Here is an 18,170-nt window from a genome sequence, read left to right as displayed (position 1 = left end):
CGGTCCCCGCCGTACGTGCCCCCGAGGCGGTTCCCCCTGCCCGCGGCATGCGCGCGCGGCTGGCCCGGATGGGCTCGCGGAGCCAGACGGGCAACCCGGTGCTGGAGCCGCTGTTCCGCACGGTCCGGGCCAACCACCCGAAGGCCGACCTCGCGCTGCTCGAGCGGGCGTACCTCACCGCCGAGAAGCACCACGGCACGCAGATGCGCAAGAGCGGCGACCCCTACATCACCCACCCGCTGGCCGTGACCACGATCCTGGCCGACATCGGCATGACCGAGCCGACGCTCGTCGCCGCGCTGCTGCACGACACGGTCGAGGACACGCCGTACACCCTCGACGAGCTGCGTGCCGACTTCGGCGACGAGGTGGCGCGGCTCGTCGACGGCGTCACGAAGCTCGAGAAGGTCAAGTACGGCGACGCCGCGCAGGCCGAGACGATCCGCAAGATGATCGTGGCGATGGCCCGCGACATCCGGGTGCTGGTCATCAAGCTGGCCGACCGGCTGCACAACATGCGGACGGTCCGGTACGTCAAGCAGAGCACCCAGGAGCGGCAGGCCACCGAGTCGCTGGACATCTACGCGCCGCTGGCGCACCGGCTCGGCATGAACACGATCAAGTGGGAGCTGGAGGACCTCGCGTTCGCGACCCTGCACCCCAAGGTCTACGACGAGATCGTGCGGATGGTCGCCGACCGCGCGCCGTCGCGCGACCAGTTCCTGGCCGAGGTGATCCGGCAGGTCGAGGCGGACCTCAAGGACGCCAAGGTGAAGGCGACCGTCACCGGCCGGCCCAAGCACTACTACTCGATCTACCAGAAGATGATCCTGGGCGGCCGCGAGTTCTCCGACATCTACGACCTGGTGGGGCTGCGGGTGCTGGTCGAGGAGGACCGCGACTGCTACGCGGTGCTCGGCGTGCTGCACTCGCGGTGGAACCCCGTGCTCGGCCGGTTCAAGGACTACGTCGCGATGCCGAAGTTCAACATGTACCAGTCGCTGCACACGACGGTCATCGGCCCGGAGGGCAAGCCGGTCGAGATCCAGATCCGCACCAACGCGATGCACCGCCGGGCGGAGTACGGCGTGGCCGCGCACTGGAAGTACAAGGAGGACGGCAGCAAGGGCCTCGACACCGACCAGCGCGGCGACATGGACGACATGTCGTGGGTGCGCCAGCTGCTCGACTGGCAGTCCGAGGTCGAGGACCCGGGCGAGTTCCTCGAGTCGCTGCGGTTCGAGATCAACCGCGCCGAGGTCTACGTCTTCACCCCGCGCGGCGACGTGATCCCGCTGCCCGTCGGCGCGACGCCGGTCGACTTCGCGTACGCCGTGCACACCGAGGTCGGCCACCACACCATCGGCGCCCGGGTGAACGGCCGGCTGGTGCCGCTGGAGTCGACCCTGGAGAACTCCGACGTCGTCGAGATCTTCACCTCGAAGGCGCCGAACGCCGGTCCTTCGCAGGACTGGCTCGGGTTCGTGCGGTCGCCCCGGGCGCGCTCCAAGATCCGCCAGTGGTTCACCAAGGAGCGCCGCGAGGAGGCGATCGAGCGCGGCAAGGAGCAGATCGCCAAGCTGATGCGCAAGGAGGGCCTGCCCCTCAAGCGCGTGCTGTCGCACGAGTCGCTCACCCAGGCCGCGGTGCACTTCAAGCTCGCGGACGTGTCGGCCCTGTACGCCGCGGTCGGCGAGAACAACATCAGCGCCCAGGCCGTCGTACGCCGGGTCATCGAGCTGCACGGCGGTGCCGGCGGGGCCGAGGAGGACCTGTCCGAGGCCGTCCAGATCACCGGTCGCCGGGTCCGCTCGAAGGTCTCGGCCGGCGGCGACGCGGGCGTGATCGTGCGCGGTGCGACCGACGTGTGGGTGAAGCTCGCGAAGTGCTGCACGCCCGTGCCGCCGGACGCGATCCTCGGGTTCGTGACCAAGGGCGGGGGAGTCTCGGTGCACCGCCAGGACTGCACCAACGCCGCGTCGCTGAAGTCCCAGCCCGAGAAGCTCCTCGACGTCGAGTGGGCCCCGACCGCGCAGAGCACCTTCCTGGTGAACATCCAGGTCGAGGCCCTCGACCGCAACCGCCTCCTGTCCGACATCACCATGGCGCTCTCGGACGCCCACGTGAACATCCTCTCGGCGAACCTCTCCACCACGCGCGACCGGATCGCCAAGTCCCGCTTCACCTTCGAGATGGCCGACGCCAAGCACCTCGACGGCGTCCTCCGCTCCGTCCGCTCCGTCCCCGGCGTCTTCGACGCCTACCGCGTCACGCAGTAGGGCGGTTTTCGGGATAGTCCCCGACGTTTGGGCCCTCAGGCACACCTCGGAGGGGCCCAAACGTCAGGGACTATCGCAACTCCAGGGACCCGCTCCTCGTCCACAGGGGAGGTCCATGGGCCGCTGTCCACAGGACTCGTGACGTGGTGGTTCCCGATGAGGAGGGAACGGGGACCGATGCGGCATGCCCTGGGATCCCGTGTGTCAGCGACCGAGCGACCTCGTCGTCCCCGTCCGTGTGGACACGACGGGATTCGACGGACCGACCCGCAAGCAGGCGAGGGGACCGCACTGGAGACAGACGGGATCTGGCCTGTACGTGCCGGCCTCCGTGGATGGTGACGTCGTCGAGCAGCGGATCGTCGAGCAGGGTGCGCGCATCACGACGTACGGCGCAGTCACCGCGTGGGCGTCGCTGCGGTGGCGAGGAGCGACGTACTTCAACGGGATCGGCTACGAAGGCGAGCGTCTGCCGGTGCCGCTCGTGCTGCATGACGGCATCCGACCGGACCCGCGGTTCACCCAGACCGAGGCGCAACTGGCGCCGACGGAGTGGGAGGTCGTGGACGGACTGCGCGTCACGACCGTCCAGCGAGCTCTCTTCGACGAGGTCGTGCGTATCCGGAGCGTTCGCGAGGCGGCGGTGGCGATCAGCATGGCCGCGGCCGCGCTGCTGATCTCGGTCCGGCTGTTCAGGATGTACGTTGCCCAGCGGAAGGCCTGGACCGGAGTACCCCGTGCACGACTGGCCGTCGGTCTTGCCCGCGACGACTGCCGATCGCCACAGGAGCACCGGATGGTGATGATCTGGGCCTTGGACGCCGGCTTCGGCCGGCCGTTGTGCAACGTCGAGGTGTACGACCTCGACGGCCGGCTCATCGGTGTGCCCGACCTGTTCGACCCGGTCGCGGGGCTGGTGGGTGAGTACCAAGGCGAGGACCACAAGGGCGGCGCTCAGCACCGGGAAGACGTCGACCGGGAGGAGAGGTTCCGAGACCACGGTCTCGAGTACTTCGAGCTGGTCGGCGGCGACATCGCCAATCGGTACGTGGCCGTCCAGCGCATGCGCAACGCCCGGGGTCGAGCCAAGTTCCTGCCGCCGGAGTCGCGCGCCTGGACCCTGGACACCCCACCATGGCGGACCAGGCCCGAGACCGTCGACGAGTACCTCGTCCGCACCGGCCGAGCCGACCGTCTCTGGCGCACCTGAAAGTCCCTGTTGTCCGGGTAGTCCCCGACGTTTGGGCCCTTCGGGATGCCTTGGAGGGGCCCAAACGCCAGGGACTATCCCGCCGCCGCCACGATCGCTCGCTCAGCGGCGGGACCAGGCGGGCGTGGAGTAGAAGGTGTGGGCCGAACCGCTGACCTGGTGGCGGTCGGTGGGGTCGGGGATCGAGGCGACCCAGAGCTCCCGGACGGTGTCGGCGTCCTCGACGGGGGAGTGGGTGTAGACGACCTGCGTGCCCGACGGGGAGAACATCGGGTCCAGGTCGTCGCCGGGTACGTCGCCGGAGACGTGGACGAGCTGGTCGACGGCCAGGGCGCCGTCCACGAACGGCGCCGCGAGGATCTCCGAGCCGAGGTCCCCGGTCGGGTCGGTGCTCGCCCGCCAGACGAGCATGGTCCCGTCGGGAGAGTAGACGGGGTCGCCGAACGCGACGTACGGCGCGAACGGTGCGAGCAGCAGGCGCCGCTCGTGCGTGGCGAGGTCGATGGTGAACAGCCGGCCCTCCCGCGACTTCGACGTACCCGCGATCGGCAGCACGGCCGTGGTCCCGTCGGGGGAGACGGTGGGGTGGCCGAAGTCCTGGGTCTTGTCGCCGGGCTCGATCTCGGCGTACGACTCGAGGAACTTCCCGTGCACGTCGACCCGGACGACGCGGATGAACTTGTCGCGGCCGAAGCACCGCATCAGCAGGTCGTTGCTGGTCGGGATCCAGGCCGGCCGCCCGGCGCTCTCGCTGCACTGTCGCAACGAGCTCTGGTCGAACAGCGGCCGGTCGTCGGTCCCGTCGACGGCCGCGGCCCGCAGCTGGTTGCCGCCCGCCCCCTGCCGCGAGTAGATCATCGACGTGCGCTCGGGGCTCAGGACCGGGTTGAACTCCTTGGCGCCGGCCGCGGTCGACAGCGGCCCGGCGACCTCGGCTCCCGTGGTCACGTCGAGGACGAAGATGCGCAGGCCGTCCTCGTCGTTGCCGGCCGCGACCAGGAGCTGGTCGCCGCTCAGCGCCGTGACGGGTGGGCCGCCGTCCTCGCCCCCGTCGCCGCCGCCCGGCAGCACCACGACCGCCAGCACGACCAGCGCCACCAGGGCGACGGCCGCGGCGGCCACGACCGGCACGTGCCTGCGCACCCACAACAGCCACGGGGAAGGAGGATGAGGCGGAGTCGGCGGGGGAGGAGCGGGTACGTCGACCGTGGCGGCGTGGACGTTCTCGAAGATGTTGCCGTCGGGTGACCGTAGGAAGAGCACCGGCGTGGCCCACTCGTCCCCGAAGTCGGCCAGCAGCGCCTTGCGGGCGCTGCTGATCGCCTGGTCGACGGGCAGCCCGTCGACCAGGGCGCCGTAGAACTCGCCGGTGAACCGGACGGCGGCGCGGTCGCTGATCGGGAACTGCATGGCCACGACGGCCGTCGCGTCCTGCTGCACCAGACCTTGCGCCATGCCGCCGAACGGGTCGGTGCCGTCGACGCGGGCCGAGCGGCAGGCGTTGAGGACGACCATCCGCAGCGGGTCGTGGTCGCGCACGTAGGGGCCGAGGATCGAGGAGGTCACCGGCGTGGACCGGCCGTGCTCGTCCTGGAAGTAGATGACGCCCTCGCGTAGCCGCTCGTCGAAGTCGCCGTGCCCGACGAAGTGCAGGACGTGGGTCTGGTGCCGGCGCAGCCACTGGCCGAGGTCACCGATCGTGGCGCTGGGCAGCCGGTCGAGCACGACGAGGCCCGCGTCGACCCTGGCCTTCAGCGCGTCGGTCATCCGCCGCCACTCGGCCTCGACGTCGAGCTCCTCGAGGTCGGTCGGCGAGGAGATGACGGCCAGCACCCGCAGCGGGCCGTCGACCGCGATCGGCCGAGGTACCTCCGGCACGTCGAGGAACCGGACCAGCGGCGTGCGCTCGGACTGCGCCAGGAAGCTGTTGGACTTCGCGTCGTACAGCAGCTCCCACGGCAGCCCCGCGATCCCGGCCGCGTCGTTCAGCCGCAGCCGGAGCCGCAGCCCGCCGGCGTCCTCGCTGCGCGCCCGGTCCAGGCTGCGCTGCCACGCGAGCGCCAGGTCGCCGGTGAAGATCGCCTGGTACAGCGGACCGCCGAAGTCCATCGCGGCCTGCGCCTGCGACGTACCTCCCACGCGTCGCGTGCCGGACCGGCCCGGGTCGAGCTTGAGGAGGAGGTTCTCCAGGGTGGTGGCGTCGTACGGCAGCCGGAACCGGACGCTGGGAGTCTCACCGAGCGGGGACTCCGTGACGCGCGCCTGGTACTGACCCTCTCCCTCTTGCTCCAGGAGAAGGTCGAAGTTCAGGTAGCGCCGAGGTGCCATCTGCGGCTCTTTCGCGTGCCCATTCAACTTTCCCGGTGCGGACATCAGACTAGAGGGACGAGCCGCCCCCCAGATACCGACGCGAGCCGCAGGTATCCACCGGCCCGGGGCCGGCTCCTCTCGGACGGAGGGACCGGGATGGACGAGGCGACACGGGCAGCGATCGAGGCGGTCGAGCCTGCCATCGAGACGGCGCCGGCGTTCAGCGACGACGACCTCGACCGGGCGAGGGCGGCGGCCGCCGACCTGCGCGCGCACGGGGACGACTCGATGGTCGACCCCGCCGACCTGGCCGCTCTTTCCCCGGACGAGGCCGGGTCCTTGGCCCAGGACCTGGCCGACTCCGGGCAGTCCGTCGCGCTCGAGCACGTCGTGGAGGCCACCTCACCCCAGCGCTACCCGTTGATGGCGCTGCTGCGGATGGCTCGCGCGCTGCCGCCGGAGCTCTACGCCCACGACATGATGATCCAGGGCGTCGCGCTCGCCTCGCGGCTGCGAATGCGCTCGCTCCTCGACGACCTCGAGGCGAACCCCGACCCGGAGCTCGACGCCCTGATGGCCAAGGTCGCCACCGTGCGTACGTCGCTCGCCGCAGGTCCGCCGTACCGCTGGTGGCACGACCCCGAGACGGCGATGGCCGAACCGCCCGACGAGGGCCGGGGCGCCGGACCCGACGACGGCACCGAGCCCGACGCCGTGCGGGGCCCGGACGCGAGCACGTCCCGCAAGGCCTACCCCCGGCTCGAGGTGACCGGCACCCCGAGACCTGACGTCGTCGTCCTCGACCAGGCGTTCCAGGTCGTCCTCGGTCTCCAGCAGCGCCGCGACGCCCAGCTCGTCGCCAGCTCGCCGCTCGCCTTCGACGCCGGCGAGACCGTCGAGCTCGACGTCGTGCTCCTCTACGACCCCGCGTCGTTCGAGGTGACGGGCACGCCCCGGGCCCACCTCACGGTCACCGACCTCGACCCGTACCCGTCGACGACCTTCACCTGCACCGCCCGCTACGGCGAGGAGCTCTCGCCCGAGCGACGCCTGGGCCTCCAGCTCCACCGCGACGGCCAGGTGGTCGGCGTCGCCTGGCGCACCGTCGTCGTGGTGGACACCGCGGACCGCGTCGCCGACGCCGTCGTCCCCGACCGCCGTGACGTCGACCTGCTGGACCTCGACCCGCTGGTGGGTGGCGACGCCCCGGACCTGGTCGTCTCGGTCTGCCGCTCCGACGCCGGGTCCACGACGTTCGTCTGGACGGCGTACGCCGCGGACCCGGCCGTGCCGGTGCCGGACCTGCCCAGCGCCAGCACCCTCGACGCGGACGTGGCCGGCTTCGCCACCATGATCCGGCGGACCATCGAGTTCTCCGGCGGGGCGGCCGACGACTACTACAGCCTCGCCGGACGCGCCGTGCAGATCGGCCGCGCCGTTCCCACCGCCATCCAGGAGGCGGTCCGCCACGTCGCCGAGCAGGCCGGACGCACGACGGCCCCGGCGGTGCTGCTGCTCACCGAGGAGCTCGTCGTGCCCTGGGAGCTGGCGACCTTCGACCCCAAGCTGGCGACGACCTGGGGTGGCCCCTCGCCGTTCATGGGCGCGCACGTGGCGGTGTCCCGCTGGCCCCTGGACGAGCACAAGCCGCGGCCGCGGCCGCGCAGCACGGTGGCGATCCGCCAGGCCGCCGTCCTGACCGCCGACTACACCGGCGTACCGAGCTGGAAGAGGCTCGACAGTGCCCTCGAGGAGGCCGACGAGGTCGCAAAGCTCTTCGACCCGCCGGCCACACCGGTCCAGCCCGAGCTGCTGACCGTGATCGACCTGTTCAACAGCCGGCCCGAGTACGACGTGCTGCACGCCGCGCTGCACGGCAAGTTCGACGACCAGGGCGGCCAGGAGGGCATCGTCCTGCTCAAGAAGAGCCCGGCGGGTGGCGCCACCGCGCAGTTCCTGACACCGACGATGCTCGAAGCCGGAAGCCTCGCGCACGGTCCGTTCGTGTTCCTCAACGCCTGCCAGGTGGCGTCCGACGAGTCGGTGCTCGGCGACTACGCGGGGTTCGCCTCGACGCTGATGCGGATCGGCGCCGGGGGAGTCGTGGCCCCGCTCTGGAACGTCCGCGACGAGGTGGCGGCCGCGGTCGCCAAGGACTTCTACGCCGCGACCCTCGGCCCGGACGCCGTGCCGGCCGCCGAGGCGATGCGCGCCATCCGGGCGACGTACACCGAGGCCGCCGCCAGGGCCGACGATCCCCACCAGCACGCCACCCTCATCGCCTACCAGGTGTTCGGGCACCCGCGCCTGCACCTCTCGACAACCTGAGGAGCAACCCATGGCCGAACCCCTGCGCCCCGACGGGGACGTCTTCGTCGAGGACGTCGTGATCCGTACCCCCGGGCTGACCGGGGAGGTCGAGGTCTACCGCCCGACGTCACCGGGGATGCGCGGCGAGGAGCAGACGACCGAGGACTTCCTGGTCGCGCTCCAGGACGCCGGGCTCGACGAGCAGCTCTCGGTCGTGATCTCCCAGCACCAGGAGATCACGCCGGCCGACGGCACCCGCGGCAGCGGCGGCGCCGACGACATCGAGGTCAACGTGCCGGCTCCGGGCGACGGCAACGGGCAGGTGCTGCTGTACGCCGCGGAGGACGGCTCCTTGTCGTGGCACTTCTCCGTCGACGTGCCGCCGCAGGCACAACCGGACCGGGGCGGCGACCGGCGCACGTACCGGGTCCCCAGGGCCGTCGTCCCGCCCGACGAGCAGGAGGGCGACACCCATCGCGGCATCCTCGGCGCCGTCGGCAAGAAGGTGCTGAAGGTCCTGGTCTTCCCGCTCGTCGACCCGGTGCTCGGCAAGGTGGGGGACCACTTCGCCCACAAGTGGGAGGACCAGCACCGGCGGAACCGCGTGCGCTGGATGACCGTCGACGGCTACCGCAGCGGCGACGCGCCGTCGTTCGGCGACGCCGACTGGGCGACGCTCGGCGAGGGCCGCGCCCTCCTGCTCGTGCACGGGACCTTCTCCACGCCGCAGGGCGGCTTCGGGGGGATCCCGCAGGCGACGATGACCGAGCTGCACGAGCGGTACGACGGCCGGGTCGCCGCGTTCGAGCACCACTCCGTCTCGGTCACGCCGAAGGAGAACGCCGACCTGCTCGCCTCGCTCGTGCCGGCCGGCGTCAGCGTCGAGGTGGACGTGGTCACCCACTCACGGGGCGGCCTGGTCGGCCGCGAGATCGCGTCGGCCGCGGCCATCGCCGTACCGGGCCTGGTGATGGTGGCTTGTCCGAACGCCGGCACGGTCCTGGCCGACCGCGAGCACCTCTCCGACCTGCTCGACCGGATCACCGACCTCGCGCAGTTCGTGCCGGACAACGGGGTCACCGACACCCTCGGCCTGCTGCTCGCGGTGGTGAAGCAGGTCGCGGTCGGCGCCGTGGGCGGCCTCGACGGCCTGATGGCGATGAACCCCGAGGAGCCGTACCTCGCCGGACTCAACGGCCGTCCCGCACCGGCCGCCCTGCTGCGCGCGGTGGCCGCCGACTACGAGCCTCCGCGCGGAGCCCCGCTGGCCCGCGTGGCGCGCGACGGCGCGACGGACCTGGTCTTCGACAAGGCCGACAACGACCTGGTCGTGCCGACGCTCGGCTGCTGGGACGTCGAGGGCTCGGCCGGCTTCCCGATCGCCGACCGGTTGGTGCTCGAGGCGAGCGCGTCGGTCGACCACAACTCCTACTTCCGCCAGGCCGAGGTCGCCCAGCAGCTGCTGGACTGGCTGCCGACGTAACGGGCGGATCAGCCCGAGTAGTCGGAGGCGGCGCGCTTGGCCATCTCGAGGAAGGCCTGGCGGGACTCGAGGTTCTCGGCCAGCTCCTGCGCCTTCTTCTCGTTGCCGGAGGACTGGGCGGCGGCGAGGTCGGCCTCGATCTTGGCGATCGCGTCCTCGAGCTTGGAGACCATGTCGTCGGCGCGCGCGGACTTCTCGGGGTCGGTACGCCGCCACTGCTCGTCCTCGACCGAGCGGATGGCCTGCTCCACCTTGCGGATCCGGCCCTCCAGGTCGCGCATCCGCTCGCGCGGCACCTTGCCGGCGGCATCCCACTTCTCGGAGATGTCGCGGAACGCGTTCTTCGCGGCCTCGAGGTCGGTGACGGGCACCAGCGCCTCGGCCTGGACCAGGAGCCCTTCCTTCACCTCGGCGTTGGCGGCGAACTCGGCGTCCTGCGCGGCGTTCGCGGCGTCACGCGAGGAGAAGAAGTGGTCCTGCGCGGCCCGGAACCGCTTCCAGAGCTCGTCGTCGATGTCGCGAGGAGCCGGTCCGGCGGCCTTCCAGCGCCGCATCAGCTCGCGGTACTCACCCGACGTCGGCCCCCACTCGGTCGAGTCCAAGAGCGCCTCGGCCTCCTTGACCAGCCGCTCCTTGACGACCTGGGCGCCGGCGCGCTTCTCGTGCTGCTCGGCGAAGTGCGACTTGCGGGCCTTGGTGTACGCCGTCCGTGCGGTCGAGAACCGCCGCCACAGCGCATCGTCGGACGGTCGGTCGATGCGGGGGAGCGCCTTCCACTGGTCGAGCAGGTCGCGCAGCCGGTTGGCGCCGTTGCGCCAGTCGGTGCCCGCGGCCAGCTTCTCGGCCTCGGCGACGATGCGCTCCTTGTCGACCTTGGCCTCGGCCTGCTTCTGGGCCCGCTCGGCCTTGCGTGCCTCGCGCTGCTGGCCGATGAGCTCGCCGAAGGAGTCCAGCCGGGCGAGCAGGGACCCCAGGTCGCCGACCGCGTTGGCGTCGGACACCTGGCCGCGCACGGTCCGCACCGACTCGGCAGCCTCCTCGGGCGACATCACGCCGGACTTGATGCGCTGGTCGAGCAGGTCGACCTCGAAGGAGAGGGCGTCGAACCGGTCGGTGTAGAACTTCAGTGCCTCGTCCGGCGAGCCCTCGGGGTACTGCCCGACCGCACGCTCGCCGTCCGCGGTGCGGACGAAGACCGTGCCGTCCTCGCCGACGCGACCCCACTCGGCTCCCCACACGTGTCCCGACGGCTCGGCCGGAGTCTCGGTGGGTACCTCGGCCGGGGTGTCGGTGGGTACCTCGGCCGGAGCCTCGGCGGGCGCTTCGGCGACGGGCTCGACGGTCGGTTCCGCGGGCGGCCGGTCTGACGGCTGGTCCGACGGCTGGTCGGCCTGCGGGTCGGCCTGGTCGCTCGTCACGGCAGTCCCTACGTCTCGGTCCCACGGGCTCCGGCTCGCCCGCGCGGGAGGCACCATGCTAGTCAATCGTCTCCCGCGGCTTCCGCCCCCAGGTAGGGATGCGGGCCGCTGCCACCGCTCTCGCTAGTCTGCGACGGTGCTGATCGCCGGATTCCCCGCAGGTCCGTGGGGCACCAACTGCTACGTCGCGGCCACCGGGCCGGGCACCGAGTGCGTGGTGATCGACCCCGGCAAGGACGCCGCCCCCGGCGTCGCCGACGTGGTCCGCGAGCACGGCCTCAAGCCGGTCGCCGTCCTGGTCACGCACGGCCACGTCGACCACATGTGGTGCGTGGCGCCGGTGGCCGGCACGTACGACGCCACGGCCTGGATCCACCCCGACGACCGGCACCTGCTGGCCAACCCGATGGCGGGCATGAGCCGGGAGACCACCCAGATGCTGCTGGGCGGCCACTACACCTTCGCCGAGCCCGACCGCGTCGAGGAGCTGGCTGACGGCCAGGACCTGGAGCTGGCCGGGCTGACGTTCACCGTCGACCACACGCCCGGCCACACGCGCGGGTCGGTGACGTTCCGGGCGCCGTACGAGCAGCAGGAGATCTCCCAGGTCATGTTCTCCGGGGACCTGCTGTTCCAGGGCTCGATCGGGCGCACCGACCTGCCGGGCGGCGACCACCCGACGATGCTGCACAGCCTGCGCACCAAGGTGCTCACGCTGGCCGACGACATCGTCGTGCTGCCCGGCCACGGCGACCAGACGTCCATCGGTCGCGAGCGCGCGACCAACCCGTTCCTCCTCGAGCTCCAGGACGAGCGAGCAGCGGGACCCAGGGGATCAGCCAGCACCCGAGGACTGTGAAGCGTTGAGCAAGCCCACGCCGCTGAGCGGCTACCCCGAGTTCCTGCCTGCCGAGCGGGCCGTCGAGCGCGAGGTCGTCTCCCGGCTGTCGCGCACCTTCGAGCTGCACGGCTTCACCAACATCGAGACCCGCGCCGTCGAGCCGCTCGACCGGCTGTCCAAGGGCGGCGAGATCGACAAGGAGCTGTACGTCCTGCGCCGGCTGCACGCCGACGACCAAGCTGGTGACTCCGGCTTGGGCCTCCACTTCGACCTCACGGTGCCGTTCGCCCGGTACGTGCTGGAGCACGCCGGCCGGCTGGAGTTCCCGTTCCGCCGGTACCAGGTCCAGCCGGCGTGGCGGGGCGAGCGGCCGCAGGAGGGCCGCTACCGCCAGTTCACCCAGATGGACATCGACATCGTCGGCAAGGACGAGCTGCCGTTCCACCACGACGTGGAGGTCGTCCGGGTGATGGTCGAGGCGCTCGGCTCGCTGCCGCTGCCGCGGCTGTCGTTCCAGGTGAACAACCGCAAGCTGATCCAGGGCTTCTACCGCGGGCTCGGCATCCCCGACGTACCTGCCGCGATCCGCGCCATCGACAAGCTCGACAAGCAACCGGCCGACGCCGTCGCCCAGCTGCTCGTGGACACGGCCGGCGCGACGCCCGAGCAGGCCGAGCGCTGCCTCGCCCTCGCGACCATCCGGGTGGCCGACACGTCGTTCGTGGAGTCCGTGCGCGCCCTCGGCGTCGAGGACGAGCTGCTCGACGCCGGTCTGGCGGAGCTGGCCGCCGTCGTCGAGGGCTGCGCCGCCGTCGTCGACGACCACGTCACCGTCGAGGCGAACCTGCGCATCGCCCGCGGGCTCGACTACTACACGGGCACGGTCGTCGAGATCTTCATGGAGGGCTACGAGCGGCTGAAGTCCGTCGGCGGCGGCGGCCGCTACGACGCGCTGGCCACGGACGGCCGCACGACGTACCCCGGCGTCGGCGTCTCCTTCGGCGTCTCCCGCACCCTCGTCCCCCTGGTCGCCGACGGCGTGCTGCGCGGCAGCCGCCCGGTGTCCAGCGCCGTGCTCGTCGCGCTGGCCGACGAGGACTCCCGGACGTCGGCCCAGGACCTCGCCGACCGGCTGCGCCGCCGCGGCATCGCCACCGAGGTGGCCGCCGCGCCGCAGAAGTTCGGCAGGCAGATCCGGTACGCCGAGCGGCGCGGCATCCCGTACGTGTGGTTCCCCCAGGAGGACGGCACCCACCAGGTCAAGGACATCCGCAGCGGTGACCAGGTCGACGCCGACCCGGACGCGTGGACCCCACCCGCCGAAGACCTGCAGCAGACGATCGTCACCCAGTCATCCAGCTAGGAGCAATCTCGTGATCCGCACCCACGACGCCGGCACGCTCACCGCCGCCGACGCCGGCCAGACCGTCACCCTCGCCGGCTGGGTCGCCCGCCGGCGCGACCACGGTGGTGTCGCCTTCCTCGACCTGCGCGAGGCCAGCGGCGTGGCCCAGGTCGTGGTCCGCGACGAGGCGGTCGCGCACAGCCTGCGCAACGAGTACTGCATCGCGGTCACCGGCGCGGTCCAGCGCCGTCCCGAGGGCAACGCCAACCCGAACCTGCCGTCCGGCGAGATCGAGGTGATCGCCGAGCGCGTCGAGGTGCTCAGCGCGGCCGCGCCCCTGCCGTTCCCGATCGACGAGCACCTGGACGTGGGCGAGGAGGCGCGGCTCCGGCACCGTTACCTCGACCTGCGCCGTACCGGCCCCAACCAGGCGCTCCGCCTGCGCAGCAAGGTCAACAAGGCCGCGCGTGACGTGCTCGACGGCCACGGCTTCGTCGAGGTCGAGACGCCGACGCTGACCCGCAGCACGCCCGAGGGGGCCCGCGACTTCCTGGTCCCGGCCCGGCTCCAGCCGGGCAGCTGGTACGCCCTGCCGCAGAGCCCGCAGCTGTTCAAGCAGCTGCTGATGGTCGCCGGCATGGAGCGCTACTTCCAGATCGCCCGCTGCTACCGCGACGAGGACTTCCGCGCCGACCGTCAGCCGGAGTTCACCCAGCTCGACATCGAGATGAGCTTCGTCGACCAGGACGACGTCCTCGCCGTCTCCGAGGAGGTGCTCGTCGCGCTCTGGTCGCTGATCGGCGTGCGGCTCGAGACGCCGTTCCCGCGGATGACGTACGCCGAGGCGATGGCCCGCTTCGGCTCCGACAAGCCGGACCTGCGGATGGGCCTGGAGCTGGTCGACTGCACGGACTACTTCTCCGACACCCCGTTCCGCGTCTTCCAGGCGCCGTACGTCGGCGCGGTCGTGATGCCCGGGGGCGCCAGCCAGCCGCGCAAGCAGCTGGACGCCTGGCAGGAGTGGGCCAAGCAGCGGGGCGCGCGGGGGCTCGCCTACGTGCTGTTCCAGGAGGACGGCGAGCTCGGTGGGCCGGTCGCCAAGAACCTGTCCGAGGAGGAGCGCGCCGGCCTGGCTGCGCACATCGGGGCCGAGCCGGGGGACTGTGCGTTCTTCGCGGCCGGCCCGACCAAGAGCAGCCGCGCGCTGCTCGGCGCCGCCCGGCTGGAGATCGGCCGTCGCGGCGGCCTGATCGACGAGGACGCCTGGAGCTTCCTGTGGGTCGTCGACGCGCCCCTCTTCGAGCCCGCCGACGAGGCGACCGCCGCCGGCGACGTCGCGGTCGGCAGCGGCGCGTGGACCGCGGTGCACCACGCGTTCACCTCCCCGCAGGACCTCGACACCTTCGACCAGGACCCCGGCAACGCGCTGGCGTGGGCCTACGACATCGTCTGCAACGGCAACGAGATCGGCGGCGGGTCGATCCGTATCCATCGCGAGGACATCCAGAAGCGGGTCTTCGCGATCATGGGCCTCGACGAGGCCGAGGCGACCGAGAAGTTCGGGTTCCTGCTCGAGGCGTTCAAGTACGGCGCCCCGCCGCACGGTGGTCTGGCCTTCGGCTGGGACCGCATCGTGGCCCTGCTCGCGCGCACCGACTCGATCCGTGACGTGATCGCCTTCCCCAAGTCCGGCGGTGGTTTCGACCCGCTCACCGCGGCCCCGGCCCCCATCACGCCGGAGCAGCGCAAGGAGGCCGGCGTGGACGCCGTACCGGGGAAGGAGACGGCGACGGAGGCGTAGACCGCGGATAACCGCAGGTGGGAGGGTTGTCGACGAGGAATTCGGTTGACAGCCGGCGGTCGCGCGCGCTCGTTGAAATCTTGCGGTGTGACACTCGCACGACGCGCTGGTATCAAACCGTTACCTCCCCGATGCTCAACATCGTGTGCCGTTCGTCTAATGTCGCGCTTCGGGTGCCTACGTGTGTGTCCCCCATCACTTGTCCGGCCACGCCGATCGAGTGACACGGGAGTTCGCGCCGGGCTGAAGACAGCAAGCAGTGACGACCAGCAAAGGGGCGACATGGCGCTGACACCGTTGGAGATGGCCGCACCCGACGTGACCCAGCTTCCCGACCAGGAGAAGGAAGCCGAGATCGCGGGCCGATCTCCACTCCAGATCGCGCTGGCCCGTCTCCGTTCCGACAAGATCGCGATGGTGTGTTCCGCGATCGTGCTGATCTTCGTGTTGATCGCGATCTTCGCCCCCCTGATCGCCAAGCTCTTCGGTGTCGAGGTGCGGGCCGGTGACCCGTCGTCCGACACCGACATCTTCAACTTCCCGGTGATCGGCCCGCCGGACCACGGCTTCACGTGGAAGGCGCCGTTGGGCCTCGCCCCCAACACCGGTGACGACAACCTCGCCGAGTGGCTCTACGGAGCCCGGACGTCGCTCGGCATCGCGACCGTCTCCACGGCCGTCTCGACCCTGATCGGGATCACGATCGGCCTGGTCGCCGGCTTCAGCCGCGGCTGGCTCGACAGGGTCATCTCCTTCATCATCGACACGTTCCTCGCGCTGCCCCTGCTGCTGATCGCGCTGGCCCTGGCCCCGATCATCACCCTGCGCTTCGCCGACCAGCCCACGACGCTGAAGTACGCCCAGGTGATCGCGCTGACGAGCGTGCTGATCTTCTTCGGCTGGATGCAGCTCGCGCGGCTCATCCGCGGCGAGGTGCTCTCGCTGCGTGAGCGCGAGTTCGTCCAGGCGGCACGGGTGATGGGCGTGCCCACGCGGCTGATCCTGTTCAAGGAGCTGCTGCCGAACATGATGGCTCCCATCATCGTCTCGATCTCGCTCGGCCTGCCATTCTTCGTGACCGCCGAGGCAGGGTTCTCCTACCTCGGCATCGGCATCGTCGGCGTCCCGTCCTGGGGCCAGACGGTCAACAAGGCGGTCGAGTACTTCGACACCTACCCGCTCTACCTCTACGCGCCCGTGGTCGGCATCTTCTTGCTGGTCGTCGCGCTCAACCTGCTCGGAGACGCCATCCGTGACGCCTTCGACCCCAAGACTCGCCGGTGAGACTGACACCGACCGAGAGGCATCATCGATCAGCCCTAGAAAGGTGGGGAACACCCTGATGCGACTCAAGAAATCCGCGGTGGCCGTTCTGGCGACCGCATCCCTGCTCGCGCTTGCCGCGTGCGGCGGTTCCAACGACAGCGGCGGGAACGACACCGTTGTGCCGACCCAGGAGGCCGGTGGCGGTGCGGGTGCGGGCAAGAACCCGGACGCAAAGGCGCCGATGGCCGTGCCGGACGACGCAGCCGAGGGTGGCACCATCACCGTCGACACGGTGAACGTCCCCGCGACTCTCGACCCCACGCGTGCCTACTACACCGACTCCACCGAGATCATGAACCTGGTGACCCGGGCGCTGACGCAGTACGTCTACGACCCCGACACCAACGACATGGTGCTGATCCCCGACATGGCGACCGACCTCGGCACGCCCAACGAGGACAACACCGAGTGGACCTTCACGCTGCGTGACGGCCTCAAGTACGAGGACGGCACCGACGTCAAGGCCGAGGACGTCGCCTACGCGGTCGCCCGTTCGTTCGCGATCGAGGAGCTCCCGGACGGCCCGACGTACCAGCTGCAGTTCTTCCAGGACGGCGACACGTACAAGGGTCCCTTCAAGGACAAGACGCCCTACAAGGGTGTGACGGTCGACGGCAACAGCATCACCATCCACATGTCGCAGCCGTTCCCCGAGATGGACTACTACGCCTCCTTCCCCGTCTTCACCGGCATCCCGCAGGCGAAGGACACCAAGGAGGAGTACGGCAACCACCCGCTGGCGACCGGTCCGTACATGTTCGAGGACTACAAGCCCGGCACCTCGCTGACCCTGGTCAAGAACCCCAACTGGGACCCCAACACGGACCCGGGCCGCATCCAGGCCGTCGACAAGTGGGTGTTCCACTTCGGTGAGGACACGGCGAAGACCGAGAACACCATCCTCAGCGACACCGGTGACGCCCAGACGACGGTCACCTACGACAACATCACGCCGCCGACCTACAAGAAGATCTCGGCCGACGGTCCCGAGCGCCTCGTGACGGGCACCTCGCCGTGCACGTACATGTGGTACCTCGACATGCGCAAGATCACCGACATCAACGTGCGCAAGGCGATTGGTTACGCCTACCCGTACGTCGACGTCTGGAAGGCCGGTGGCGAGATCGTGGGTCTGACCCGCGTCCCCGGTACCAGCATCCTGCCTCCGGGCACCGCTGGTCGTGTCGAGTACGACGTGCTGGGCATCAAGGGTCAGAACACCGACCCGGAGAAGGCCAAGGAGCTGCTCACGCAGGCCAACGCCATGGGTTACGAGCTGAAGTTCCTCTACGCGACCGACGACCCGCTGTCGGTGGCCGCGAAGGACCAGCTCGTGAAGGGCTTCGAGGCCGCCGGCTTCAAGGCGACCCCGATCGCGTCGACCACGGACAAGATCCGCGACGCGCGCACCGACCCCGACAGCCCGATCAACGTCCGCTCCAGCGGCTGGTGCTCGGACTGGCCGTCCGGTGGTTCGTGGTTCCCGGCCCAGTGGGACGGCGCTCTGGCCGACCTCGAGGGCATGCCGAACCCGGCCATGTTCGTCGAGAAGGACGCGGACGCCAAGCAGAAGGAGATCCTGTCGCTGCCTTCCGACCAGGTCCCGGCTGCGTGGGGCGAGTTCGACAAGTTCATCGAGGAGACCTACTACCCGGCCGTGGTCACCGGTTACTCCGGTACCGCGATCATCCGTGGGTCCAAGATCGGCGGCTTCTACAACGACAACGTTCGTGGCATGCCGACCTTCTCGATCATGTACACCACTCAGTGATTGACTGACGAGATGACCTCGAGCTGAACCAGGGCCGTCCGGGCCGACTTCCACGTCGGCCCGGACGGCCTCTCCT

Annotated in this window: 11 protein-coding genes; 9 read left to right on the top strand and 2 right to left on the bottom strand. The window is 70.6% G+C overall.

From position 1 onward, the window contains the following. Positions 1-47 precede the first annotated feature (47 nt). Complete coding sequence (locus ISU07_RS09365) at positions 48-2,279, top strand: RelA/SpoT family protein (protein ID WP_194706662.1); 2,232 nt, start codon at positions 48-50, stop codon at positions 2,277-2,279. 331 nt (positions 2,280-2,610) lie between these two features. After that, positions 2,611-3,489 (top strand): hypothetical protein, encoded by an 879-nt coding sequence (locus tag ISU07_RS09360; RefSeq protein WP_194706524.1) that lies wholly within the window; start codon positions 2,611-2,613, stop codon positions 3,487-3,489. 102 nt (positions 3,490-3,591) lie between these two features. Here ISU07_RS09360 and ISU07_RS09355 read toward each other — a convergent pair whose 3' ends face one another. Then, positions 3,592-5,817 (bottom strand): CHAT domain-containing protein, encoded by a 2,226-nt coding sequence (locus ISU07_RS09355; RefSeq protein ID WP_194706523.1) that lies wholly within the window; start codon positions 5,815-5,817, stop codon positions 3,592-3,594. A gap of 138 nt (positions 5,818-5,955) precedes the next feature. On the opposite strand from ISU07_RS09355, the gene ISU07_RS09350 reads away from it, so the two are divergent. Both ISU07_RS09350 and ISU07_RS09345 read left to right on the top strand, forming a co-directional pair. Then, complete coding sequence (locus tag ISU07_RS09350; RefSeq protein WP_194706522.1) at positions 5,956-8,127, top strand: CHAT domain-containing protein; 2,172 nt, start codon at positions 5,956-5,958, stop codon at positions 8,125-8,127. Positions 8,128-8,137: 10 nt separating this feature from the next. Further along, a complete protein-coding gene (locus ISU07_RS09345) occupies positions 8,138-9,592 on the top strand; it encodes a DUF7379 domain-containing protein (protein WP_194706521.1) in 1,455 nt (484 codons plus the stop codon). Between the two features lie 8 nt (positions 9,593-9,600). On the opposite strand, the gene ISU07_RS09340 is transcribed toward ISU07_RS09345, so the two are convergent. Then, the gene (locus tag ISU07_RS09340; RefSeq protein WP_323742518.1) at positions 9,601-11,010 is read right to left on the bottom strand and encodes a DUF349 domain-containing protein; all 1,410 of its coding nucleotides are present in this window, start codon (positions 11,008-11,010) and stop codon (positions 9,601-9,603) included. A gap of 136 nt (positions 11,011-11,146) precedes the next feature. Here ISU07_RS09340 and ISU07_RS09335 point away from each other — a divergent pair, with 136 nt between their 5' ends. From ISU07_RS09335 to ISU07_RS09315, 5 genes are all read left to right on the top strand, one after another. After that, a complete protein-coding gene (locus ISU07_RS09335) occupies positions 11,147-11,869 on the top strand; it encodes an MBL fold metallo-hydrolase (protein ID WP_194706519.1) in 723 nt (240 codons plus the stop codon). A 4-nt stretch (positions 11,870-11,873) separates the two neighbouring features. Further along, positions 11,874-13,214 carry a histidine--tRNA ligase gene (gene hisS, locus ISU07_RS09330; protein ID WP_194706518.1) on the top strand — a complete coding sequence of 447 codons (1,341 nt, stop codon included), beginning with the start codon at positions 11,874-11,876 and terminating at the stop codon, positions 13,212-13,214. Positions 13,215-13,224: 10 nt separating this feature from the next. Beyond that, positions 13,225-14,997 carry an aspartate--tRNA ligase gene (gene aspS / locus ISU07_RS09325; protein WP_194706517.1) on the top strand — a complete coding sequence of 591 codons (1,773 nt, stop codon included), beginning with the start codon at positions 13,225-13,227 and terminating at the stop codon, positions 14,995-14,997. A gap of 282 nt (positions 14,998-15,279) precedes the next feature. Next, entirely contained in the window at positions 15,280-16,281 is a 1,002-nt protein-coding gene (locus ISU07_RS09320; protein WP_194706516.1) for an ABC transporter permease, read from the top strand. Positions 16,282-16,360: 79 nt separating this feature from the next. After that, the gene (locus ISU07_RS09315) at positions 16,361-18,094 is read left to right on the top strand and encodes an ABC transporter substrate-binding protein (RefSeq protein WP_194706515.1); all 1,734 of its coding nucleotides are present in this window, start codon (positions 16,361-16,363) and stop codon (positions 18,092-18,094) included. The last annotated feature ends 76 nt before the right edge of the window (positions 18,095-18,170 follow it).

The sequence above is a fragment of the Nocardioides islandensis genome (assembly GCF_015352455.1).
GTDB classification, from domain to species: Bacteria; Actinomycetota; Actinomycetes; order Propionibacteriales; family Nocardioidaceae; genus Nocardioides; species Nocardioides islandensis.
This window is presented reverse-complemented; position numbering and strand designations above follow the sequence as displayed.